Below are 22,273 nucleotides of genomic sequence, written 5' to 3'. Positions count from 1 at the left end.
GAGACCCTTATGCCGGGCCGACCCACTCGCCGCAGCCCCCGGTGACGAACCCCTTGTCGCCGGGCAGGATCGTCACCGTCACCGGCCCCGTGGCCGTCCCGGAGGCGATGACGTCCTCGCTGCGCCCGTCGAGCCCGCGCAGCCGCGCCCAGGTGCACGGATGGACCGCCTCGGGCCCGGCGCGGCCGGGGGCGACGTAGGTGCCCGGCTCGATGTCCACGCCGACGACCAGCAGGTGGGGCAGGTCGGGATCGGAGCCCTGCTGCCACGGCACCGTCCTGATCACCGCGGGGGCGTCGGTGCCGGGGATGGACACCGTGGGCCGGGAGGCGGGCGGCGCGACCACCGCCAGGACGAGGGCGACCCCGGCCGCCACGACCAGCACGGAGAGCAGCAGGATGCCTGACGGGCCCGCCTTCATGCGATCGAGGCTACTCCTTGAGCGAGCGCAGCATCGGCGGGTGCAGCAGCTCGGCCGGCCCCCGGCGGTAGAGCTTGGCCGGGCGGCCGCCGTCGCGGGTGGTGGTGCCGCCGGTCTCCACCAGGAAACCCTCGGCCTTGGTGACCTTGCGGTGGAAGTTGCGCGGGTCGAGGGGGCGGCCCCAGACGATCTCGTAGACCCGCCGCAGGTCGGCCACCGTGAACTCGGGCGGGCAGAAGGCCGCGCCCAGCGAGGTGTACTCCAGCTTGGCGCGGGCCCGCTCGACCCCGTCGAGCATGATGCGGCGGTGGTCGAAGGCCATGACCGTGAGGGCCTGGACCGGCTGCCAGCTCATGTGGGCCTGCTCGGAGGCGGGCAGGTCGGGGGCGAGGCCGAGGTAGGCGACGCTCAGCACGCGCTGGCGCGGGTCGCGGTCGGGGTAGCCGTAGGTCTGGAGCTGCTCCAGGTGGACCGGCGCGCCGGGCAGGCCCGCCCGCTCGGCCAGGATGCGGCGGGCGGCGTCGGGGAGGTCTTCGTCGAGCTGGATGAAACCGCCCGACAACGACCAGCGCCGCAGGAACGGCGGGTTGTCGCGGCGCCACACCAGAGCGCTCAGGGCATGATCGCGCACGGTGAGCACCACCAGGTCGACGCTGACCGGGACGCTCGGGACCATGCACGGCACGTTACACGCACGGCGAAGGGGCGGCGAACACGCGTCAGGCGGCGATCCTGACGTGCAGGGGCTCGTTGGCGGCCAGCCCCGACGGCCCCTTGACGGTGATCCGCACCCATTCGCCGCCCGGCACCCGGGTCCAGTCGAACGGCACCCACGCCGTCACCATGCCCTCGGGCAGCTCCTCCAGCGGATCCTCCTCCAGCCAGCCCACCTGCGACACCACCAGGTCCTTGGTGCCGCCGGACCACTGCACGGTGACCGTGCCGTCCTTGAGGTTGTAGCCGCGCACCTCGACGCCGTCCTGGATGTCGCGCGAGCGCCTGATGGCGTCCACGGCGATCGGCCGCCGCCAGTCGGCGGTGATCTCCTCCTCCAGCGAGGGCTCGCCGCAGGTCATGAAGTCGCTCCACATGTAGGAGACGACCTTCTGCACGTACCGGCCGGTCATGGTGACCGCCTGGTCCAGGCGCTTCTTGTCGGTCTTGCCGCGGGTGCCGGTGGGGGCGCACGGCTGCTCGCCCGACGGCTCGAACGCCTCCACGTTGGCCCAGAGCTGCACCTCGTGGCCTTCCTGGACCATCTCCTCGCGGGCCAGGGACATCTCGCGGTAGTAGTCGCGGGTGGAGCCGTAGTAAGCGGTGTCGTAGGTGGCCTCGCCGACCATCGGCCGCAGCCGCTCGTCCACCTCGTCGTCGCGCTCGTCCGGCCAGAACAGGCCCACCTTGCCGGTGCCGCGGCTGTCCTGCGGGGCGATGATGCCGACCCCGGTCTTGGCCAGCGCCTTGAACGCCTCGGCCACCTGCGCGGGGGTCTGGCCGAACGCCTTCCGCCTGCGCGCGTCCATGTAGGGGCTGATGAGGATGGGCTTGCCGGGCAGTTCCTGCTCGACGATCGTGTGCTGGTCGGCGTAGACCTCCAGCGTCGGGTTGCCCGCCAGCGTGTCGGACATCTGCACCTCGAACGGCTGGTAGACGCCGCCCAGCGACTCCCGGTCGGCGAAGCGGGCGCCGTAGTCCTGCAGGATGCGCCGGGTCAGCGTGGTGAGCGTGCCGAGGTGCTTCTTGTTGGCCCTGATCGGGGTCGCGGGGTCGCGCGGGGCCAGCGGCAGGGCGGGGAAGATCCGCATGCCGAACCGGTCGCCGAGGTCGAGGAGCTTGGTGAGGCTGTCGGTCGCGGAGCCGGCCACCAGGATCAGGTCGTAGGACGCGCCCTTGCTGGAGAAGTCGCAGGTCGAGTCGTCCGAGCCGTCCGGCTGGGTGATCAGGCGGAAGTAGGTGCGCTTGCCCACGGTGACGCTGTGCTCGACCTCGGGGCAGCGGAACACGTTGGGGCCGAACGACTCGTCGGTGCGGTAGACGTAGGTGCGGCCGACGCGGTTGTCCGGGTTGGCCTTCATCAGGTCCCGCTCGGCGGCGTCGTGGCAGGTCAGGCCGTCCTCGCGGCAGCTCTTGTAGAGGGAATCCGGCTCGCCGTCCCTGGTCAGGATCTCCCCGGCCGGCGAGACCGTGCGGAACTGCAGGCCGTAGCCGATCCTGATGATGGTGTCGCCGCCGACGTCGTGGATCTCCTTGAGCTGGGTGCGCCAGGTGCAGGGGTTCGACTTCGGGGTGATCCAGTAGCCGGTGACGGCGTAGGGGGCCTTCTCCTTGGTGGCGAACGTCCCGCAGTCGTCGGTGAACTGGGTGACCGCCGGCGTGGGCGGCGCCTCGGCCGTGGGCCTGACCGCCGCGCTGGTGCGCGCCACCGGGACGACCTTCTGCTCGCCGTCCGGCCGCAGCACGATGACCACGGCGGCGACCACCGCCAGGATGGCCACGCCCGCGACGAGTAGAAGCCAGCGCACTTTCGACGAACCGCCGTCCGCTATGGCTTGACCCCCGCCCAGGCTTCGAGCTGGGCGACGAAGCGCTTGGCGGAGTTGGGCCAGTGGTGGTTGGCGCGGGCCGCCGCGTAGCCGCGCGCGCCCTGGGCCCGCCGCTCGCGTACGTCGTCGCGGAGCGTCAGCACGGCCTGGGCCACCGCCTTCGGGTCCTGCCAGGGCACCACCACGCCGCTGTCGTAGCGCTCGACGAGCTCCACGGCGCGCGGCGACGGGGTGGTGATCACGGGGATGCCGTGCGCCATGTACTCGACGATCTTGGTGGGCATCGAGTGGCGGTAGTTGGGCTCGTCGTGCAGCAGCGACAGCCCGGCGAGCGCGCCGTCGAGGCGCTTGAGCGCCTCGTCGTTGGGCATGAAGTCGCGCCACTCCAGCAGGCCGTCGGTGACGGCCTGGTTGAGCACCGGGCGGCTCTGCGGGTCGGCGTAGCCGATCAGCTCCACCGCCACGCGATAGGGCTGCAGCAGCTTGGCGACCTCGACCGCCTCCATCACGCCCCGCGCCCGCGACAGCCAGCCGAGGTAGACGACGCGGTCGTCGCCCGGCGGCGTGACGGAGTCGGGCACCCAGGTCTCGTTGGGCACGATCGGGTGGGCGTGCTTGAAGCGGCCCGCGTACGCCGTCTCGGCCAGCAGCAGGTGCAGGTGGCGCTCGGCGGTGCCTTCGAGCATGCGGGCCAGGAAGCGCACCGGCGGGCGCAGCGCCGAGGGCAGCCACGGCTTGAGCGAGAGCGTGGCCGGGGTGTCCTCGTGGACGTCCCACACCACCGGCGGCCGGTTGCGCACGCCCCACACCGCGAACAGCAGCTCGGGGTCGTGCACCAGGACCAGGTCGACCTTGTCACGCATGCGCTTGAACAGCCGGCGTGCCGCCCAGACCGCCGCCACGCGCTTGCGCTGGGCGGCCCTGGGCAGGTCGACACCGGTCACCCAGGGACGCGGGACGACTCCGAAGCCGGTGAAGGAGGCGGCATACGTGACCTCATGACCGGCATCCACGAGCGCGCGGATCTGCCGATGCAGGATCCTCGCGTCCTCGGGGTTATGCACCACCGTCATGACGAGCACGTGCACTGCGCGCAGCCCTCCGTCGCTACAGCCGCTCGACGCGTTCACCCTCGGCGAGCACGCCGCGGGTGTCCAGCACGAGCTTGGCCTTCGCCTCGACCATGTCGAGGTCGAACGCGGCGTGCTGCTGCAACAGCAGCGTGACGTCCGCGTTGATCACGGCCTCGGCCAGATCCTCTTCCCGCGGCACCGCGGTGCCGTCCACCGACCACTCCTTGACGTACGGGTCCGCGAACGAGAGGTCGGCCCCCAGCTCCAGCAGCGCACGCGCCACCGGCAGCGCCGGGGTCTCCCGCTCGTCGGCGATATCCGGTTTGTAGGTGACGCCGAGCATAACGACTTTGGCGCCGTTCACGGGCTTCTTATGCCGGTTGAGCAACCGCTGGACGCGCGCCACCACGTAGGACGGCATCCGCTCGTTGATCTCCTGCGCCAGCTCCACGAACCGGAACGGGTAGCCGAGCTTGCGCACGGTGTACGACAGGTAGGACGGGTCGACGGGGATGCAGTGCCCGCCGACGCCCGGCCCGGGCAGGAACTTCTGGAAGCCGAACGGCTTGGTCGCCGCCGCCTCGATCGACTCCCACAGGTTGATGCCCAGCTCGTCGCAGAAGATCGCCATCTCGTTGACGAGGGCGATGTTGACGTGCCGGTAGGTGTTCTCCAGCAGCTTGGCCATCTCGGCCTCGCGGGTGCCGCTGACCGGCACCACCTGCTCGATGAAGCGGCCGTAGAACGCCGTGGCGCGGTCGCGGCAGGTCGCGGTGTAGCCGCCGACGACCTTGGGCGTGTTGCGCAGGCCGAACTTGGGGTTGCCCGGGTCGATGCGCTCGGGCGAGAAGGCCAGGTGGAAGTCCTCGCCGGCGACCAGGCCGGTGCTCTCCAGCAGCGGCCGGACCAGCTCGTCGGTGGTGCCGGGCCACGTGGTGGACTCCAGCACGACGAGGGTGCCCTTGGTGAGGTGGGCGGCCACGGCCCTGCTCGCGCCCTCGACGGCGGACAGGTCGGGGCGGTGGTCCTCGTCCAGCGGCGTGGGCACGCAGATGACGACGGTGTTGCTCCGGGCCAGGACACTCTGGTCGAGCGTGGCCGTGAAGCCGTGAGCCAGCATGTGCTCGAGGTCGGCGTCGGTCAGGTCATCGATGTACGACTGTCCGGCGTTGAGCGCGTCGACCTTGCGGGGGTCGACGTCGACGCCGACGACTCGCAGACCGGCGGCCACCGCCTCCTTGGCGAGCGGCATGCCGACGTAGCCCAGGCCGATGACAGCCAAGTCCATTTCTGTCACAGCTGTGCCTTTGGGAGCCGGATACAACACTTCATGGTCGCAAAGGTTATCTCAAGTCCACCTAGCTCATGCCTAATGCGACCGAAACCGTCACAAGAGACATCCCACGGGAAGGTCATCTTTCGACAAGGGACTGGTACAGGGCTCGATAAGTCTCGGCAACGCGGCCCCACGTCCGCTTGGCGGCCACCTCGGCCCGGCCCGCCTCGCCCATCTCGGCCCGCCTGGCCGGGTCCTCGCGCAGCCCCGCGACGGCCTTGGCCAGCGCCTCGGGGTCGCCCGGCGGCACCAGCAGGCCGGCACCCTCCGAGCCCACCAGCTCCGACAGGGCGGGCAGGTCGCTGAGCACCACCGGCTTGCCGAGCGCCATGGCCTCCACCGGCTTCAGCGGCGTGACCAGCCGGCAGACCCGGAGGTCCTCGCGCGGGCAGGCGAAGATGTCGATGGCGTCCTGCGCCTGCAGCGCCTCCTCGGGGCCGACCCTGCCGGGCAGGATCGCGTCCTTGAGCGCCAGCTCCTCGACGAGCGCCAGCAGGTTCTCGCGCTCGGCGCCGTCGCCCACGATGAGCACCCGCACCGGGGTGCCCTCGTCACGCAGGATCGCCGCGGCCCGCAGCAGGGTGGCGAAGCCCTCGTAGGCCACGATGCTCGACACCGAGCCGACGACGATCTCGCCGGGCGCGATGCCGTAGGCGTCGCGGAAGGAGGCGCCGTCGTAGTGGGCGGTCAGCAGGGAGTCGTCCACGGCGTTGGGCGCCAGGTGGATGCGCTCCCTGGGCACGCCGCGCTCGACGATCTCGGCGGCCATCGTCTCGGCCAGCGTGACCACCGCGTCGGCCTCGCGCATGAGGAACGCCTCGCGCTCGCGCTGGAGCACGTGCCGCTCGCTGCCGACCCGGATCGGGTCGCGGGAGGCCCAGGTCTCCTCCAGGAAGCCGCGGACCTCGTAGACGAACGGCGTGCCCGTGCGGTCGCGCACGGCGTGGGCCACCGAGCCGTTGCGGTGGTCGGTGGCGGCGTGCAGGACCTGCGGGCGCAGCTCCGTGACGAGCCTGGTGACCGAGTCGGCGCCCTTGACCATGCGGCCGCGCATCTCGAAGGGCACCTCGCCGTGCCCGTCCGGCAGGTGCCGGTAGTAGGGGACGCCGTCGATCTCCTCGTACGGCGGCGCGTCGGCGTGCCCCTGCATCATCGGCCAGCCCCAGCTCGTGACCACGTGCGGATCGAGCCCCGCGGCCTTCTGGGAGGTGACGATGCGGTGGGTGCGGACGGTGTAGCCGGCCTGCGTGTACGGCAGCGCGTTGGTGACCAGGTGCAGCACCCGCCCCTGGACGCGCTCCAGGATGGCCACCTTGGGGCCGGGCGGGATCGGGTCGGGGCTGATCGCGGCCAGCTCGCCGCGGTAGTAGGCGGCCCTGCGCTTGATGAACGGGTATTTGGTGTGGGCCTCCAGCACGGCGGCGGCCTCGCTGACGCGGCCGGCGTCCCAGAGCGCCTTGGCCTCGTTCCACGGCCCCTTGAGCACACGCATGCCGAGCTTGCGCGCGATGCGCCGGGCCCGGCGCGCGGCCGGCCAGGCCACGCCGCCCACGACGGGGCGCAGCCGGGGCGGGAGCGCCTCGGCGGCGGCCTGGGCCACGCGGACGGGGTCGGACTTGACCTTCGTCGCGACGACGCGGGAGACGATGATCGGGTGCTGGACGAAGCCCTTGATCAGCCCACCGACACCGGCACGAGCGGACTTCGCGGAGACCCGGCCGGCGCTTTGGGAGGAGTCTTGACGACTGGCGTCGGATGCCACGCGGTGACCGTACCATAGGCAGCGTTTTTTCCCTTCCGCTATGAAAGGCGAGGTCAATGAGGGAGAACCCCCTGGTCCTGCACGTTTTGGGTGCTCGTCCCAATTTCGTGAAAGCGGCCCCGGTGGTGCGGGCACTCGGCGAGCTCGGCGTGCGGCAGGGCATCATCCACACCGGCCAGCATTACGACGCGCTGATGTCGGACGTGTTCTTCGCCGACCTCGGCCTGCCGGAGCCGGTGGCCAACCTGGCGGTCGGCTCGGGCAGCCACGCCAGACAGACCGCGGCGCTGCTCGTCGGCCTGGAGGAGGTCGTCCAGGAGCAGGAGCCCGCCCTGGTCATGCTGTACGGCGACGTCAACTCGACCCTCGCCGCCATCCTCGTCTGCGCCAAGCTGGGCGTGCCGACCGCGCACGTCGAGGCGGGGCTGCGCTCGTTCGACCGGGGCATGCCCGAGGAGGTCAACCGGGTCGTCACCGACGCGCTGGCCGACCTGCTCTTCGCCACCTCCCCCGAGGCGCTGGCCTATCTGGCCGGCGAGGGCGTGCCGCCGTCCAGGGTGCACCTGGTGGGCAACCCCATGATCGACAGCCTGTACGCGGCGCTGCCCGCCCTGGACCCGGCCCCGGTGGCCGCCCGGCTCGGCATACCCGACCGGTATGCCGTGGCGACCCTGCACCGCCCGGCCAACGTGGACACCGCCGAGGCCGCCAGGGAGCTGGTGGAGGCGGTGCTGGAGGTCTCGCGGCAGGTCCCGGTCGTGGTGCCGGTGCACCCGCGCGGCAAGGCGCGGCTGGCCGAGGCGGGCCTGGTGGACGGCGGTACGGTCAAGGTCGTCGATCCGCTGGGCTATGTGGACTTCCTCTCACTCGTCCGCGGGGCGGCGCTGGTGATCACCGACTCCGGCGGTGTGCAGGAGGAGACGACCGTGCTGGGCGTCCCCTGCCTGACGCTGCGGCCCAACACCGAGCGGCCGATCACGATCACGCACGGCACGAACCGCCTGGTCACGCCCGCCCTGCTGCCCGCGGCGGCGGAGAAGGCGCTGGCCGACGGCGCCGCCACGCCGGCCGGCGAGCTGCCGGTGCTGTGGGACGGCAAGGCCGGGCCGCGCATCGCCACGGTGGTCGCCGCCTGGCTCAAGGGCGACAACCTGGCACCGGCTTCCCAGGCGAAACGCCGCGAATAGCCACCACTGGCGGCGTAACATGGCAAATCTCCCCTGAGCGTTAGGCGTCATCACCATGGCCGAAACCCCTGAGCCCCCCTCGTACCAGCGACTCGGTCCCGTCAACTGGCTGCCCGAGGAGCGCAAGGTCGTCGAGCGCTACGAGGCGGAGCTCAGGGAGCTACGGCGGCGGCTGGAGATCGCCGAGGCCAAGGCCGCGTACGCGAGCTGGAAGCTGGAGGCCACGCAGGCGAAGCGGACGTACAAGCTGGGCGAGGCCCTGGGCGCGAAGAGCCCGGGGAAGATCATGGAGGCGGTGCGCTCGAAGGAGCGGGCCCCCAAGCCGCCGATGCCCGTGACCGAGGCCGTCGAGCTGGCCGGCAACCGCCCGCCGCTGGTGGAGGTGCCGCCGGTCAAGTGGCCGAACGGCCCGGTCAACCGGCCCGGCCTCAAGGTCGCGGTGATCCTCGACGACTTCTCCCGCATGGCCTTCCGCTACGAGTGGGACCAGATCGAGTTCGGGCTCAAGGACTGGCCGGAGATCTTCGCCGAGAAGCGCCCCGACCTGCTGTTCTGCGAGTCGGCCTGGCACGGCAACCAGGGCCGCTGGCGCTACCAGATGACCGGCACCAACGCCCCCAAGGAGCCGCTGCGCGAGCTGGTGGCCTGGTGCAGGGCCGAGGGCATCCCGACGGTCTTCTGGAACAAGGAGGACCCGCCGAACTTCGACTTCTTCATCGACACGGCCAAGCTGTTCGACTACGTGTTCACGTGCGACGGCGACATGCTGCCGAAATATCGTGAAATTCTTGGACACGACCGGGTGGACGTGTTGCAGTTCGCCGCCCAGCCCCGCGTCCACAACCCGATCCAGCAGAAGCAGGGCCGCCTGCACGACGTGGTCTTCGCCGGCATGTACTTCCGGGACAAGCACCCCGAGCGCCGCGAGCAGATGGAGGTCGTCCTCGACCCGGTGCGCGAGCTGGGCCTGCACATCTTCGCCCGCAACGGCGAGGTGGACGAGAAGTACGCCTGGCCGGAGAAGTACCGCCCGCACATCGTCGGCGAGCTGCCCTACGACCAGATGCTGGCCGCGTACCGCATGTACAAGGTCTTCCTCAACGTCAACTCCGTGCTCGACTCGCCGACCATGTGCGCGCGGCGGGTCTTCGAGCTGTCGGCCTGCGCGACCCCGGTGGTCTCCGGCTGGTCGCGGGCCATCGAGGAGACCTTCGGCGACCTCATCCCCATCGCGCGCGAGCCGGTCGAGTCGTACAACCAGGTGCTGCACCTGATCAACAGCCCCGAGCTGCGGGCCCGCATGGGCCACCTGGCCATGCGCGAGGTCTTCGACAAGCACCTGTTCTCCCACCGGGTGGACCAGATCCTCCAGGACCTCGGCCACCGGGTGACGCCGCGCACCCGCTCGATCTCGGTCGTGCTGCCCACCAACCGCGCCTCCCAGATCGAGCACGCGATCTCCTCGGTGGCCCGGCAGCGGCACCGGCCGCTCCAGCTCGTCATGGTGCTGCACGGCCTCGACATCGACCCCGTGGTGGTCGCCGACAAGGCGCGCATGGCCGGGATCACCGACGTCGTGGTCCTGCCGGCCGCCGCCGAGCTGTCGCTCGGCGGCTGCATGAACCTGGGCATCGCGGCCGCCGAGGGCGAGCTGATCGCCAAGATGGACGACGACAACCTCTACGGCGAGCACTACCTGTCGGACCTGGTGCGGGCCTTCGACTACTCCGACGCCGAGCTGGTCGGCAAGGGCGCGCACTACGCCTACTTCGAGGGCTCCAACACCACGATGCTGCGGCTGCCCGGCCTGGAGCACCGCTACTCGTTCCTGGTGCAGGGAGGTACGTTCCTCGGCAAGGCGGACATGTTCCGCTCCTACCGCTTCGCCGACATCACCCGCGGGGAGGACACCGAGCTGGTCCGCCGGCTCAAGGAGGACTCCGTCAAGATCTACTCGGCGGACCGCTTCAACTTCGTCTACTGGCGCAGCGCCGACGCCTCCATGCACACCTGGCAGGCCGACCACATCAAGCTGACCCGCAACGCCCAGTTCGCCTTCGTCGGCAGGCCGGACGACCACGTGCTGATCTGAGGCCCGCCGCGCTCAGCGCGTCACCCTGGCCAGGTTCTGGTCGGCCAGCTTGGCCAGCTCGTACAGGCCCTCCGCCTTCACCTGGCGGCCCACGACGAGCATGCTCATGATCATGGTGCCGCGCCGGATCATCACCGAGCCGATCTGGGCGTTCTCCTTGCCGCCCGCGGCCGTGGTGAGGTAGGCGCGCGACTGGTCGCCCTTGGCCGGCATCGGCAGGACGCGGGTGTCGTAGGTGACCTTGGCGCCGTCCACGTCCGCGGTGTAGGACGAGCACTGCTTCGGCAGCGGCGCGGGGAAGGCCGCCGACGGGAGCTCGACCACCGCCTGGGTGATCGAGCCGCGCTCGGCGGCGAAGGCGATCACCGCGGCGGGGGCCTTGGCGACGTCCGGCCTGGCGGCGTCGAGCTGGGCCGCGCCGGCGCACTCCGGCCGCTCCAGCCGGGCCTGGCGGACCGCGGCCAGGCCCTGCTGGGTGGACTTGAGCGAGCCGAACGCGCCCAGCTCCGGGCCGTACGAGATGCGCATGCCCTCGGGCACGGGCAGCAGCGCGGCACGCAGCCTGGCGGCGTCGGCCGATGACGCCCCGGCCGCCTGCGCCGGCTTGCCGGCCGCGGCGGCGGGCGCGGCCGGCGCGTCGCCGCCGGACGAGCATCCGGCGACGACCATCATGCTCAGACATATGCCGGAAAGGGCCTTAAGCATGAGTTCTCCAATTCCTCTGGCGGTATTCTCGAAAACGCTAGAGGAATCGCGGCCCGGCCATCCGGGCAACGTCGCTATTCGCGGGATTCAGTGGCTTTAAGGCCGTTCTCCGAATTACTGTCGTTCGGGGTGTTGCCGTTGAGCAGCACCCGGGCCAGGCCCAGCCCCGCGCCGCCCAGGGTGAGCGCCTTGGCGAGCATTTCCTCGACGCCCTGGGCGCCGTTGAGCACCACCATGTGGTCCACGCCGCCGAACGCCTTCGCGCCCGCCTCGACGATCTCCGGCCACCGCTCGGCGAGCTGCTGGGCGATGACCGCCTCCTGGTTGTCCTTCAGCGCCTGGGCCCGCGCGCTGATCGCCTGCGCCTGGGCCAGGCCCTTGGCCTGCGACGCCTCGGCCTGGGCCAGGCCCAGCGCCCTGGCCGCGTCGGCGTCGGCCAGCCCGCGCGTCCTGGTGGCCTGCGCCTCCCCCTCGGCCTGGGCGATGCGGGCGTCGCGCTCGGCCTGGGAGAGGGTGCGGGTCTCGTACGCCTTGGCGTCGGCGGGCTTGCGTACCTGTGACTGGAGCCGCTGCTCGGCGAGCTGGGCCTCCAGCTCGGCGGCCCTGGTCTCCTGGACCACCACCTCCTGGCGGGCGGTGGCCTCCGACAGCGGGCCCGCCTGCCGCGAGGTGGCCTGGGCCCGGTCGATCTCCGCCTGGTAGGCGGCCTCCTTGATGCGGGCGTCGCGGCGGGCGGCGGCCATGTTGGCGGCCGCGACCTGCTCGGCCTCGGTGGCCTCCTGGTCGCGCTGGGCCTGCGCGATGCGGGCGGTGGCGGCGACCCTGGCGGCGTGCGGCTTGCCGAGGTTGACGATGTAGCCGGTCTCGTCGTCGATCTCCTGGATCTGCAGCGAGTCCACGACGAGGCCGAGCTTGCTCATCTCGTCGGCGGCCGAGGCGCGGGTCTCGCTGGTGAGGCGCTCGCGGTTGAGTATGAGGTCCTCGATGGTGAGGTTGCCGATGATCGAGCGCAGGTGGCCGGTGAACAGCTCGTGGATCGCGCTGGTCATGAAGTCCTGCTGGTCGAGGAAGCGGCGGGCGGCGTTGGCGATGGAGGCGAAGTCGTCACCGACCTTGTAGATCACCACGCCGCGGATGTGCACGGGGATGCCCTGCTGGGTGACGCAGGAGACCTGGAGGTTGGCGGCCCGGGTGTCCAGGCGCAGGCGGCGGGCGGCCTGGAAGCCGGGCATGACCGCGGCGCCCTTGCCCGTGATGATCTTGAAGCCGAGGCTGTCCACGTCCCCGCCGCGCCGGCGCGCGCCCAGGCCGGAGATGATCAGCGCCTCGTTCGGCTCGGCGACCCGCCACACCGCCTTGAACAGCAGGATCACGACCACGACGGCGGCGAGTGCCGCCCCGGCGGTGATGTAGAGCTCCGGTGACATCGGGGCCTCCCTAGAGGAGCGCTTTGGCCACGTAGACGGTGCGCGGGGGGAAGTACTCCACCACGACGACGATGGAGCCGATCTGGATCTCCTCGTCGGAGACGCTCGGGTACGCGTAGAAGGCCTCGCTGCCGCCCCTGACGGAGATCATCACCTCGCCGACGAGCCCGGGGCCGATCCTCCCGGTGACCCTGCCCTGCTTGCCGATCACCCGACTCCCCCCGCCGCGCTGTTCCGGACGCTACTCCAAACCGGCATTCGCCGTAATAGGCCGCGCAAAATGTTTCTCTGGGCACTGCGCGTCCCTGCGCCGCAATTACCGGGGCTGCTGATGATCGCGCCATGAGCCTGACGCCACGCGACCTTGGGATGAACCAGTCCATTTCCCGCCGTGACTTCTTCGACGGCATTGCGGCGAGCACCTTGGGGGGCGCTCTGGGGGGCGCGCTGGGGAGCGTGGTCCCTGGCGGCAGTGCGGATCGGGCCGGCGCGGCCGCGCCGGCGCGGCCCGAGCCCGGCGGCGGATCCGGCGGTGGATCAGGCGGTGGATCCGGTGGCGGGTTCAGCGGTGGCGGTCCCGAGGCCCTCGGCGTGCCGCACGCGCTCAGGGACGGCCGCTTCTGGCAGTACGCCGGCCCGCCCGAGCCCACCGGCGAGCGTTACGACCTCGTCGTGGTGGGCGGCGGGCTGAGCGGCGTCAGCGCGGCCTACGAGTGGCTGCGCCGCCGGCCGGGCGCGAGCGTGCTCGTCCTCGACAACCACGACGAGATCGGCGGGCAGGCCCGGCGGGCGAGGTTCCACCGCCAGGGCGCCCTCGGAGGAGCGGGCACCGGGCCCGCGGGCACGGGGCTCGCCGGCGCCAGGCTCGTGACCCCCGAACCGGGGCTCGTGGACGCGGTGATGTGCGACGAGGAGAGCTTCGGCGCCGACACCCTGGTCCGGCTCACGGCCGACTGGGTGGCCCGGCTGCCGATCGCCGCGCGGGCCAGGGACGACCTGCGCCGGCTGCGCCACGGCCCGCCCGACTGGTTCCCCGGGCTGCCGGCCGAGGCCAAGCAGGAGCGGCTGGCCGGGCTGACGTACTCGGCGTTCCTGCTCCAGGTCTGCGGCGCGCACCCGGACGTCGAGCGCTTCTGCCGGAGCATGTCCTGCCCCGAGTGGGGCTACGACACCCGCGCGCTGGGCGCGATCGACGCCTGGGGGACCGGGTACCCGGGCTTCGCCGGGCTCGGGCTGGAGAAGGGCAAGCCGTCGCGGTACAACTCCCCGACGGTCAGGAAGCAGTGGGGCATCGGCGACCCCGACGTCCACCTCTTCCCCGAGGGCAACCAGGCGCTGGTGCGCGCGATGGTGAACCGCATGCTGCCCGACCCCGGCTCGCCCGACCGGCCGGGCGACCGGGCGCGGTTCCGGTTGTCCAGCCCGGTGGTGTCGGTGCGCGACGGCGAGGGGGCGGCGAGAGTCGCCTACTTCGACGGGCACCGGGTCAGGAGCGTCGAGGCCGGGTCGGTGGTCCTGGCCTGCTGGAGCGCGGTGATCCCTTACCTGGTGCCGGAGCTGCCCGCGCCGCAGCGCGAGGCGCTGGGCGAGGCGGTCCGGGTGCCGCTGCTGCACGCGAGCGTCCGGGTGCGCGACTGGAACGCCTGGCGGCGGGCAGGGGTGCGCCGGGTCCGGTGGACCGGCGCCTACTGGTCGCTGATCGAGCTGGACCCGCCCGGCCGACCGGGCGGGCCGGCCGAGGTGCACCTGCTGGCCACGCCGTGCCGGGCGGAGCTGGGGCCGCGGGCGGGAGCCGTGGCGGGCCGTAGGGAGCTGATCAGGACGCCGTACGAGGTGCTGGAGCGCACGATCCGCGAGCAGCTGACCCGGCTGCTCGGCCCGGCCGGCTTCGACCCTGCCGCGGACGTCGAGGAGATCACGGTCAACCGCTGGGGGCACGGCAACGCCCCCGAGTACTGCCGGCCGTGGCACGCCTTCTACCCCGACGGGCCGTTCCCGGCCGAGGTGGCCCGCCGGCGCTTCGGCAGGATCGCGATCGCGGGCTCGGACGCGGCCTCCGCCGCCCGCGCCGACGCCGCGGTGACCGCCGCGTTCCGCGCCGTGGAGGAGCTGATGACGTGAAGAGACTGTGGTTGCGGATCTTCCTGACCGGGTTCGTCCTGTGGGTGGCCACGGTGCTGGTGACCGGCTGGACGGGCAACTCCAACCTGGTGCCCACCGTGGTGCTGTTCGGCAGCTTCCTGGTGCCGGTGACGTTCGTGGTGTGGGCGTACGGGCGGGGCCGCTCGCCCCGGGTCACGGTGGAGCTGCTGTTCATGGCGTTCGTCGTGGGCGGCGTGCTGGGCGTGCTGGGGGCCTCGCTGCTGGAGAGCTGGCTGATCCGGCCGTCGGTGCTCATGTACCTCGCCGTCGGCCTCATCGAGGAGGGCGTGAAGCTGGCGGCGCTGATGTTCGTGACCCGGCGCATGCCGCACCGCTCGGCCAGGGACGGCGTCATCCTCGGCGCGACGGTCGGCTTCGGCTTCGCCGCCTTCGAGAGCGCCGGTTACGCCTTCAACGCGCTGTTCACCTCCGGGGGCCTGTCACTGGGCCAGCTCGTCGAGACCGAGGTGCTGCGCGGCATCCTGACCCCGGTGGGGCACGGCCTGTGGACGGCCATCCTCGGCGGGGTGCTGTTCTCGGCGGGCGGCCGGCTGGCGAACCGGGTGGTGCTGGCCTACCTGGGCGTCTCGCTGCTGCACGCGCTGTGGGACTCGATGAGCGCCATCGCCATCGCGGTCACGCTCGTGCTGACCGGGCGGCCGTGGCAGTTCGAGCAGCTCAGGATCGGCCGGGTGCCGCACGTGACCGAGTGGCAGGTGCACGTGTACACCCTCCTGAACTGGGCGGGGCTCGTCGTGATCTCCCTGGTCGCGCTGGGCTGGCTGTGGTCCGAGGTGCGGACGGCACGCCACGAGCAGGGGATCTTGTCCCAATAGTCACGGTAATGAACGTGTTCCTCCCACTGCGCCGGAAGCATAATCGGTGCTAGTCTCCTGTGCGATCTTTCGGAGGTGTATTTACACAAGGTGTGGAAATGCCCCCGACTCGAGGTTGGGACATGGGCTCGCGTAACCGGTCAATTCGGTTCAAGATCTTCTTATTGCTGCTGCTACCCCTCCTGTCTCTGAGCGCGCTCTGGGGTTTCGTCCTCAACCTCACCATGGGTGACGCGCAGTCACTGCTGCGCGCGAACACGCTGTACCGGACCATCGGCGTCACCTCCACCGACCTGGGCCTTCAGCTCCAGGCCGAGCGCATCCGCTCCGCCGAGGCGCTCACGACGCGTGAGCTCACCGAGGTGCTCGGCAGCCAGCGCGCCCGCACCGACGGCGCCGTCCGGGACTTCCGCCGCGCCGTCGCCGAGGCCGGGGACGACGCCGCCGGCCTGCGCCTGCCGCTCGGCACGCTCGCCCGCGCCCTCGACCGGCTCGGGGAGATCAGGGCGGACATCGACGGCGGGCGCAGCTCCCGCCTGGCGGGCCTGACCGCCTACAACACGATCCTCGACGCGCTGTTCACCCTCTACGACCACCTGGTCACCGTCGCCGACCTGCCCATCCTCCAGCAGGCCGGCGCCATGCAGGCGATGGGCATGGCGCGGGAGCACATCGCCAGGGAGCACGCCCTCGTCACCGGCGCCCTGGCCGACCACCGGCTCACCCCGGCCGAGGTCACGGCCTTCACCGAGTACGCCGCCTCCAGGAGGTTCCTGCACGCGCGCGGCCTGGCCGGGCTCGACGTGGCGCTGCGCCGGCCGTACGAGCAGACCTTCGCCTCCGCGCCGTTCCAGACCTTCATCACGCTGGAGGCGCGGATCATCCAGACCGGTGCCCCGCCCTCGGACGCCGGCGCCTGGAACGAGACCGTCGGCAAGCTCACCTCCCAGCTCGACGACGAGGGCGTGGCCGCCTCCGAGACCCTGAACGCGCGCACCTCCGACGCCGTCACCACCACCGTGGTCGAGATCTCCGTCGCGGGCGGCCTCGGTTTGATCGCGGTGCTCGCGTCGATCATCATCTCGGTACGCTTCGGTCGCCGCCTGGCCGCGGAGCTCGGCGGGCTGCGCGCGGCCGCGGTCGAGCTGTCGGACCGGCGGCTGCCCGACCTCGTGGCGCGGCTGCGCAAGGGCGAGGACGTGGACGTGCGGAAGGAGGCCAAGCCGATCAAGGTGAGCGGTTCCGCTGAGATCACCGACGTGGCCAGGGCCTTCGGCTCCGTGCAGCGCACCGCGGTGACCGCCGCGATCGGCCAGGCGGCGCTGCGGCGCGGCGTCGGCCAGGTCTTCCTCAACCTCGCCCGGCGCAAGCAGGGCCTGCTGCACCGCCAGCTCGCGCTGCTGGACGGCATGCAGCGGCGCACCCACGACCCCGACCGCCTCGAAGAGCTCTTCCGCCTGGACCACCTGACCACCCGCATGCGCCGGCACGCCGAGAGCCTGATGGTCCTGTCCGGCTCGGCGCCCGGCCGCGCCTGGCGCAAGCCGGTGCCCGTGATCGACATCGTCCGGGCCGCGGTGGCCGAGGTCGAGGACTACACCCGGGTCGAGGTCCAGGCGATGCCGGTCAGCGCGTTCGACGGCGGCGCCGCCGCCGACCTCACCCACCTGATCGCCGAGCTGGTCGAGAACGCCACCATCTACTCGCCGCCGGACACCACCGTCCAGGTACGCGGCGACCAGGTCAGCAACGGCTACGCCATCGAGATCGAGGACCGGGGCCTCGGCCTGCCCGCCGACGAGTACACCGCGACCAACCGGATGCTGGCCAACCCGCCGGAGTTCGACCTGGCCGACAGCGACCGGCTCGGGCTGTTCGTGGTGGCCAGGCTCGCCGAGCGGCACGGCATCAAGGTCGTGCTGCGGCGCTCGCCCTTCGGCGGCACGACCGCCATCGTCCTGGTGCCGCGCTCGCTGGTGACCGAGCAGACCGCGCTGACGGCCGGCCACGGCGGCGAGGAGATGGCCGCGCTGCCCGGCCGGACGAGGAAGAAGGCGCTCGCGGTCGTGACCTCGGGCACCCACAAGGGGCTGCCCCGGCGGGTGCGCCAGGCCAACCTCTCGCCCCAGCCGGCGGAGACGTCCCAGCCACCCGCCGAGGAGCAGCACACTGAGGAGAAGCAGACCGAACGCTCTCCCGAGGAGGTCCGCGACCTGTTCTCCGCCTTCCAGCGGGGAACCCGGCGCGCCCGAGAAGAAGCCTCTGAGGAGGGGCCATGATTAAGGGGGATGCATGAGTTCGCCGACCACCAACACTGGTGAGCTGAACTGGCTGCTGGACGACCTGACGTCGCGGGTCGCGGCGGTGCGGCAGGCGGTCATCCTGTCGACCGACGGGCTGGCGATCGGATACTCCAAGGGGCTGATCCGGGAGGACGCCGAGCACCTGTCGGCCGTGGCGGCCGGTTTCCAGAGCCTGGCGCGCGGCACCGGGCGCCACTTCGGCGGCGGCGACGTGCGCCAGACCATCGTGGAGATGGAGTCGGCGTTCCTGTTCGTGACCGCGGCGGGGCAGGGCACCTGCCTGGCCGTGATCGCCGACGCCAACGTGGACGTCGGGCACATCGCCTACGAGATGGCGATGCTGGTCAAGCGGGTGGGCCAGCACATCACCACCAACCCGCGCTCAGGAGCGTCATGAGCGATAGCCCGCAGTGGTTCGATGAGGAGGCCGGCCCGGTCGTACGGCCCTACGCCCTCATCCGCGGTCGCACGCGCCCGTCCGGTGACGCGTTCGACCTCGTCGCGACCGTGCGCGCCCTCGCCGAGGCGCCGGCCGGCGAGCTCGGTCCCGAGCAGCAACTGATCCTGCGGGCTGCTCGCAGCCCGATCTCGGTGGCCGACCTGGCCGTCGAGCTCGACCTGCCTGTCGGTGTCGTCCGGGTGCTCCTGGGCGACATGCGTGATCAAGGCCTCATCTCGGTGTCCTCGCCCTCCGCCGGAGGGACGCGCCCGAATGAGCGCATTCTCAAGGAAGTGATCAATGGACTCCGTGCTCTCTGAGGACCCCGTCGCGCTGAAGATCCTCGTCGCCGGCGGGTTCGGCGTCGGCAAGACCACCCTGGTGGGGTCGATCAGCGAGATCAAACCACTGCGCACGGAGGAGGTGCTCTCCGACCGCGGCGTCGGCGTGGACGACCTCGACGGCGTGGAGGCCAAGACCACCACGACCGTGGCGATGGACTTCGGCCGCATCACCATCCGCGAAGGGCTCGTGGTGTACCTGTTCGGCACGCCCGGGCAGGAGCGGTTCTGGTTCATGTGGGACGAGCTGTCCTACGGCGCGCTGGGCGCGGTGGTGATCGCCGACACCCGCCGGCTGACCGACTGCTTCCCGTCGGTCGACTACTTCGAGCAGCGCGGCACGCCGTTCGTGGTGGCCGTCAACTGCTTCGACGGCGCCGAGCGGCACAGCGTGGAGGACGTGCGCATCGCGCTCGACCTCGACGACGACGTCCCGGTGATGTTGTGCGACGTGCGGCGCCGCACCTCGGCCAAGGAAGTGATGATCACTCTGGTCGAGCACTCCCTGAGGACGCTCACCTCGGCGAACTGACGGCTCCCTGGGGGCCGCTACAGCGCCCTCAGGCCGTTGATCACTTCACGGAGCAGGCTCTCGGTCGGCGAGGACCCCCGGTCGCGCTGCCGGCGCACCGAGACCAGCCCCTGCTCCAGCAGGTCGCCCAGGAGCACCCGCACCACACCGACCGGCAGGGCCACCTCCGAGGCCAGCTCGACCACCGGCCTGGCCTCGGCGGCCAGGCAGGCGAGCACCCGGCGGTGCTGGGCGCCCAGCTCGGCGTTGGCCGGGACGGGCAGCCCCGTCGCGGTGACGGTCGCCAGCAGGTCGAGCGCCGAGGACGCCGGCCTGGTACGTCCGCGCGCGACCGCGTAGGGCCGCACGACCGGCCCGGCCTCCTCGTCGACCCACTCGTGCTCGCGGCTCACGACTGAGATCCCCCATCCTGTTCGCTGTCCTGCCGGCCGCGCTGCCAGCCGGACTGGAGCGAGGAGAGCAACGCCCTGGCCTCCTCGGGCGAACGCTCCGCGACGGGCGGCGCCGGCTCCGGAGGCGGCGGCGGCGCCTGCCGCAGCCGCTGCGGCAGGCCGGTCTGGCGCTGGCGGCGGGGCAGGCTCGTCGGCGGTCGTTCGGGCTGCGATCGGTCGAGCTGCGATCGGTCGAACTGCGATCGGTCGAGCTGCGGTCGGTCGAGCTGCGGTCGGTCGGCCTGCGGCTGGCCGGGCTGCTCGCCGGAGCGGTGCGCCCCGCCGCCCGTCCGCCCGCGCCGCGGCAGCTCCGTCGGCGCGGTCAGGGGCTCCGGCGCGGTCAGGGGCTCCGGCGCGGGCGGGGACGCGGGCGCCGCCGGGGACGCGCCGGGCGCGTCGGCGCGCGGCTGCAGGAGGGTCGGCGGCGGGACGGCCGGGGGCTCGGCTCCCGGCGGCGAGCCCAGCTCGTCGTCCAGGGGCTGCGCCTGCTGCGGCAGGGCGGGCGCCGGGCCGCGCCTGCTGGTGTGCACGCGCCGCGGCAGGACGCCGTCGCCCCCGTTGCCGTGGGATCCGTTGCCGTGGGATCCGCTGCCGTTGGACCCGCTGCCGTTGGCGTGGCCGTTCGTGCCGTGGCCGTTCGCGTGGCCGTTCGCGTGGCCGTTCGTGCCGTGGCCGTTGGCCGCGCTCTCCGGCCACATCACGGACACGGGCAGGGGCTGGAACTCCAGCGGCTGCGCCGGCGGCGCCAGCGGCTCCACCAGCGCCCCCGGCACCAGCACGATGGCGGTGGTGCCGCCGTACGGGGACGGCTTGAGCGTCACCTTGACGCCGTGCCTGGCGGCCAGCATGCCGACCACCGCGAACCCCAGCCGCTCGGTCTGGGCGGCGTCGAACTCGGGCGGGCTGGCCAGGCGGCTGTTGATGGCCTGCCGGGTGGCCTCGTCCATGCCGAGCCCGCGGTCCTCGATCTCGACGGCGAAGCCCCGGCCCACCATCTCGCCGCGTACCGAGACCTCGTTGCTGGGCGAGGAGAAGGCGGCGGCGTTCTCGATGAGCTCGGCGAACAGGTGCATGAGGTCGGCCACGGCGGCGCCGGAGACGCCGGCCTCGGGCATCGGGTAGACCCGGACCCGGGTGTACTCCTCGACCTGGGCGGCGGCGCCGCTGAGCACGTCCTCCATCGGGATGACGCCGCGCCAGCGGCGGCCGGCCGAGCCGCCCGACAGCAGCACCAGGCCCTCGGCGTGGCGGCGCATGCGGGTGGTCAGGTGGTCGAGCTTGAACAGCCGCTCCAGCGCCTCGGGCTCCTCGGTCTGGCGCTGCATCTCGTCCAGCAGCCGGAGCTGGCGCTGGAGCAGCGACTGGCTGCGCCGGGCCAGGTTGCGCAGCGCCTCGGACAGGCCCTCACGCAGCCTGGCCTGCTCGACGGCCGCGTCCACGGCCGTGCTCTGCACGCTGTCGAAGGCCGCCGCGAGGTCGCTGACCTCGCTGGTGGCGTTCCTGCCGACCCTGATGGGCGGCGCCTCGGCCTGGATGTCCACGCGCTCGCCCTTGCGCAGCTTCGCCACGACGTCGGGCAGCCTGATCTCGGCCAGGTCCAGCGCGGAGCGGCGCAGCGTCGCCAGCTCGCGGGTGATGCGGCGGCCGAACCGGACCGAGATGAAGATCGAGAAGATGACCGCGACGAGCCCGAGCGCGCCCGCGACGGCGGCCCGCACGACGATGGCCACGCCGGCCGGCTCCATCCTGGCCAGCAGCTTGTCACCGGTGCGCCAGATGGCCTCCTGGTACTCCTTCTGCACCTGGTCGGCGATGCCGCGCCACAGCTCGATGTCCATCGGCTGCCCGGCGACGTAGTTCTCCACCAGGTTCTGCATGGTGACGTACCTGGGGGAGTAGTAGATCTTCTCGAACGGGGCGCGCAGCTCGGTGTCGAGGTTGGCCAGGGCCTTGGGGAACAGGTACGTCCTGGAGCCGTCGATGCCGGCCAGCATGTGCAGGTCGTGCATGCCCGCCCGGCCGTTGGAGGCGATGATCAGGGCGTGCTCGCGGCTGAGCAGCTCGCGCACCTCGTCGGCGGTGATCACGCCCTGGGCCTGGAGGGAGAGCTCGACGTCGGTGCTCATGTTGAGCCGCGCGTAGAGCAGGTGGATCTCGTCGGAGATCCGGGCGAACTCGGTGACCAGGGAGCCCGGGGTGAGCCGGCGCTCGTCCACCTTGCGGCGGATGTCGGGCAGCCGGTCGATGGCCGCGAGGACCGTGCGGAGCTGGCTCTTCATGTCGGGGGTGAGCGCGTTCTGGACGTCCTCCGTCATCGCGCTCTGCGTCAGGCGCTTCCGGCTCGCGTCCACCTTGCCGCGCGCCTCGGCCAGGGCGTCGGGGTCGGTGCCGTTGTTCCCGATGAGCTCGGCGGAGGCCTGGCGCTCCTTCTGGAGGTTGCCGACCAGGCCGTCGGCGTGGTTGATGACGCCGGTCCAGATCGTCTCGACCTTGAGCAGGTTGAGCGCCTCTCCCGACGTGGTGCTCGCGGCGAAGCCCCAGAGCGCGATCAGGGAGATCAAGGGGATGACGAGCAGCGTCGAGATCTTGAATCGGATGGATCTGCCCGATGCCATGACACCTGCTCCCGGATAGAAGATCGCGGGAGAGAATAGCATCGAAACACATGGTTTTAAGATCGACTAGCGATAAATCTGTGATATG

General features: G+C 71.7%; 19 protein-coding genes. 8 read left to right on the top strand and 11 right to left on the bottom strand.

The window, feature by feature from the left end:
• Positions 1–7 precede the first annotated feature (7 nt).
• From AB0H75_RS40135 to AB0H75_RS40110, 6 genes are all read right to left on the bottom strand, one after another.
• The gene (locus AB0H75_RS40135; protein WP_367805302.1) at positions 8–421 is read right to left on the bottom strand and encodes a hypothetical protein; all 414 of its coding nucleotides are present in this window, start codon (positions 419–421) and stop codon (positions 8–10) included.
• Between the two features lie 10 nt (positions 422–431).
• Complete coding sequence (locus tag AB0H75_RS40130) at positions 432–1,097, bottom strand: NUDIX domain-containing protein (protein WP_367805300.1); 666 nt, start codon at positions 1,095–1,097, stop codon at positions 432–434.
• Positions 1,098–1,140: 43 nt separating this feature from the next.
• Positions 1,141–2,943, bottom strand: coding sequence for a DUF4434 domain-containing protein (locus tag AB0H75_RS40125; protein WP_367805298.1), 1,803 nt, complete (start codon positions 2,941–2,943; stop codon positions 1,141–1,143).
• A gap of 20 nt (positions 2,944–2,963) precedes the next feature.
• Positions 2,964–4,052, bottom strand: a complete 1,089-nt coding sequence (locus AB0H75_RS40120; RefSeq protein WP_367805296.1) for a glycosyltransferase — start codon at positions 4,050–4,052, stop codon at positions 2,964–2,966.
• Between the two features lie 19 nt (positions 4,053–4,071).
• Positions 4,072–5,325, bottom strand: coding sequence for a nucleotide sugar dehydrogenase (locus AB0H75_RS40115; protein ID WP_367805294.1), 1,254 nt, complete (start codon positions 5,323–5,325; stop codon positions 4,072–4,074).
• Positions 5,326–5,449: 124 nt separating this feature from the next.
• Positions 5,450–7,135 (bottom strand): glycosyltransferase family 4 protein, encoded by a 1,686-nt coding sequence (locus AB0H75_RS40110; protein WP_367805292.1) that lies wholly within the window; start codon positions 7,133–7,135, stop codon positions 5,450–5,452.
• A gap of 56 nt (positions 7,136–7,191) precedes the next feature.
• Between AB0H75_RS40110 and wecB the strand changes: the two genes are divergently transcribed.
• Complete coding sequence (gene wecB, locus AB0H75_RS40105; protein WP_367805290.1) at positions 7,192–8,322, top strand: non-hydrolyzing UDP-N-acetylglucosamine 2-epimerase; 1,131 nt, start codon at positions 7,192–7,194, stop codon at positions 8,320–8,322.
• 55 nt (positions 8,323–8,377) lie between these two features.
• On the top strand, positions 8,378–10,414 hold the full coding sequence (locus AB0H75_RS40100; protein ID WP_367805288.1) for a glycosyltransferase: 2,037 nt from the start codon (positions 8,378–8,380) through the stop codon (positions 10,412–10,414).
• A gap of 12 nt (positions 10,415–10,426) precedes the next feature.
• Here AB0H75_RS40100 and AB0H75_RS40095 read toward each other — a convergent pair whose 3' ends face one another.
• The 3 genes from AB0H75_RS40095 to AB0H75_RS40085 all read right to left on the bottom strand — a co-directional run bounded on the left by AB0H75_RS40095 (position 10,427) and on the right by AB0H75_RS40085 (position 12,757).
• Positions 10,427–11,119: a hypothetical protein gene (locus AB0H75_RS40095; RefSeq protein WP_367805286.1), complete on the bottom strand. Its 693-nt coding sequence runs from the start codon at positions 11,117–11,119 to the stop codon at positions 10,427–10,429.
• 74 nt (positions 11,120–11,193) lie between these two features.
• Positions 11,194–12,546, bottom strand: a complete 1,353-nt coding sequence (locus AB0H75_RS40090) for a flotillin family protein (protein WP_367805284.1) — start codon at positions 12,544–12,546, stop codon at positions 11,194–11,196.
• 10 nt (positions 12,547–12,556) lie between these two features.
• The gene (locus AB0H75_RS40085) at positions 12,557–12,757 is read right to left on the bottom strand and encodes a hypothetical protein (protein WP_367805282.1); all 201 of its coding nucleotides are present in this window, start codon (positions 12,755–12,757) and stop codon (positions 12,557–12,559) included.
• Between the two features lie 380 nt (positions 12,758–13,137).
• Between AB0H75_RS40085 and AB0H75_RS40080 the strand changes: the two genes are divergently transcribed.
• The 6 genes from AB0H75_RS40080 (at position 13,138) to AB0H75_RS40055 (ending at position 19,139) form a co-directional block, all read left to right on the top strand.
• Complete coding sequence (locus AB0H75_RS40080) at positions 13,138–14,667, top strand: FAD-dependent oxidoreductase (protein ID WP_367805280.1); 1,530 nt, start codon at positions 13,138–13,140, stop codon at positions 14,665–14,667.
• Positions 14,664–15,524, top strand: a complete 861-nt coding sequence (locus tag AB0H75_RS40075) for a PrsW family intramembrane metalloprotease (RefSeq protein ID WP_367805278.1) — start codon at positions 14,664–14,666, stop codon at positions 15,522–15,524. The genes AB0H75_RS40080 and AB0H75_RS40075 overlap by 4 nt, the downstream gene beginning before the upstream one ends.
• Positions 15,525–15,688: 164 nt before the next feature.
• Entirely contained in the window at positions 15,689–17,803 is a 2,115-nt protein-coding gene (locus AB0H75_RS40070) for a nitrate- and nitrite sensing domain-containing protein (protein WP_367805276.1), read from the top strand.
• Between the two features lie 13 nt (positions 17,804–17,816).
• Positions 17,817–18,224: a roadblock/LC7 domain-containing protein gene (locus AB0H75_RS40065; RefSeq protein WP_367805274.1), complete on the top strand. Its 408-nt coding sequence runs from the start codon at positions 17,817–17,819 to the stop codon at positions 18,222–18,224.
• A complete protein-coding gene (locus AB0H75_RS40060) occupies positions 18,221–18,586 on the top strand; it encodes a DUF742 domain-containing protein (RefSeq protein ID WP_367805272.1) in 366 nt (121 codons plus the stop codon). The genes AB0H75_RS40065 and AB0H75_RS40060 overlap by 4 nt, the downstream gene beginning before the upstream one ends.
• On the top strand, positions 18,567–19,139 hold the full coding sequence (locus AB0H75_RS40055; protein WP_367805270.1) for an ATP/GTP-binding protein: 573 nt from the start codon (positions 18,567–18,569) through the stop codon (positions 19,137–19,139). The genes AB0H75_RS40060 and AB0H75_RS40055 overlap by 20 nt, the downstream gene beginning before the upstream one ends.
• A gap of 17 nt (positions 19,140–19,156) precedes the next feature.
• Here AB0H75_RS40055 and AB0H75_RS40050 read toward each other — a convergent pair whose 3' ends face one another.
• The gene (locus tag AB0H75_RS40050) at positions 19,157–19,531 is read right to left on the bottom strand and encodes a DUF742 domain-containing protein (RefSeq protein WP_367805268.1); all 375 of its coding nucleotides are present in this window, start codon (positions 19,529–19,531) and stop codon (positions 19,157–19,159) included.
• On the bottom strand, positions 19,528–22,185 hold the full coding sequence (locus tag AB0H75_RS40045; protein ID WP_367805266.1) for a nitrate- and nitrite sensing domain-containing protein: 2,658 nt from the start codon (positions 22,183–22,185) through the stop codon (positions 19,528–19,530). Before AB0H75_RS40045 ends, AB0H75_RS40050 begins: the two co-directional genes overlap by 4 nt.
• Positions 22,186–22,273: the final 88 nt, after the last annotated feature.

This window comes from Nonomuraea sp. NPDC050783 (assembly GCF_040802095.1).
In the GTDB taxonomy this organism is placed as follows: Bacteria; Actinomycetota; Actinomycetes; order Streptosporangiales; family Streptosporangiaceae; genus Nonomuraea.
This window is presented reverse-complemented; position numbering and strand designations above follow the sequence as displayed.

Coding starts and splice junctions, on each gene's coding strand:
- AB0H75_RS40130 (WP_367805300.1), bottom strand. CDS start 1,097: ATGGTCCCGAGCGTCCCGGTCAGCGTCGACCTGGTGGTGCTCACCGTG.
- AB0H75_RS40100 (WP_367805288.1), top strand. CDS start 8,378: ATGGCCGAAACCCCTGAGCCCCCCTCGTACCAGCGACTCGGTCCCGTC.
- AB0H75_RS40135 (WP_367805302.1), bottom strand. CDS start 421: ATGAAGGCGGGCCCGTCAGGCATCCTGCTGCTCTCCGTGCTGGTCGTG.
- wecB (WP_367805290.1), top strand. CDS start 7,192: ATGAGGGAGAACCCCCTGGTCCTGCACGTTTTGGGTGCTCGTCCCAAT.
- AB0H75_RS40055 (WP_367805270.1), top strand. CDS start 18,567: ATGGACTCCGTGCTCTCTGAGGACCCCGTCGCGCTGAAGATCCTCGTC.
- AB0H75_RS40115 (WP_367805294.1), bottom strand. CDS start 5,325: ATGGACTTGGCTGTCATCGGCCTGGGCTACGTCGGCATGCCGCTCGCC.
- AB0H75_RS40060 (WP_367805272.1), top strand. CDS start 18,221: ATGAGCGATAGCCCGCAGTGGTTCGATGAGGAGGCCGGCCCGGTCGTA.
- AB0H75_RS40095 (WP_367805286.1), bottom strand. CDS start 11,119: ATGCTTAAGGCCCTTTCCGGCATATGTCTGAGCATGATGGTCGTCGCC.
- AB0H75_RS40065 (WP_367805274.1), top strand. CDS start 17,817: ATGAGTTCGCCGACCACCAACACTGGTGAGCTGAACTGGCTGCTGGAC.
- AB0H75_RS40090 (WP_367805284.1), bottom strand. CDS start 12,546: ATGTCACCGGAGCTCTACATCACCGCCGGGGCGGCACTCGCCGCCGTC.
- AB0H75_RS40045 (WP_367805266.1), bottom strand. CDS start 22,185: ATGGCATCGGGCAGATCCATCCGATTCAAGATCTCGACGCTGCTCGTC.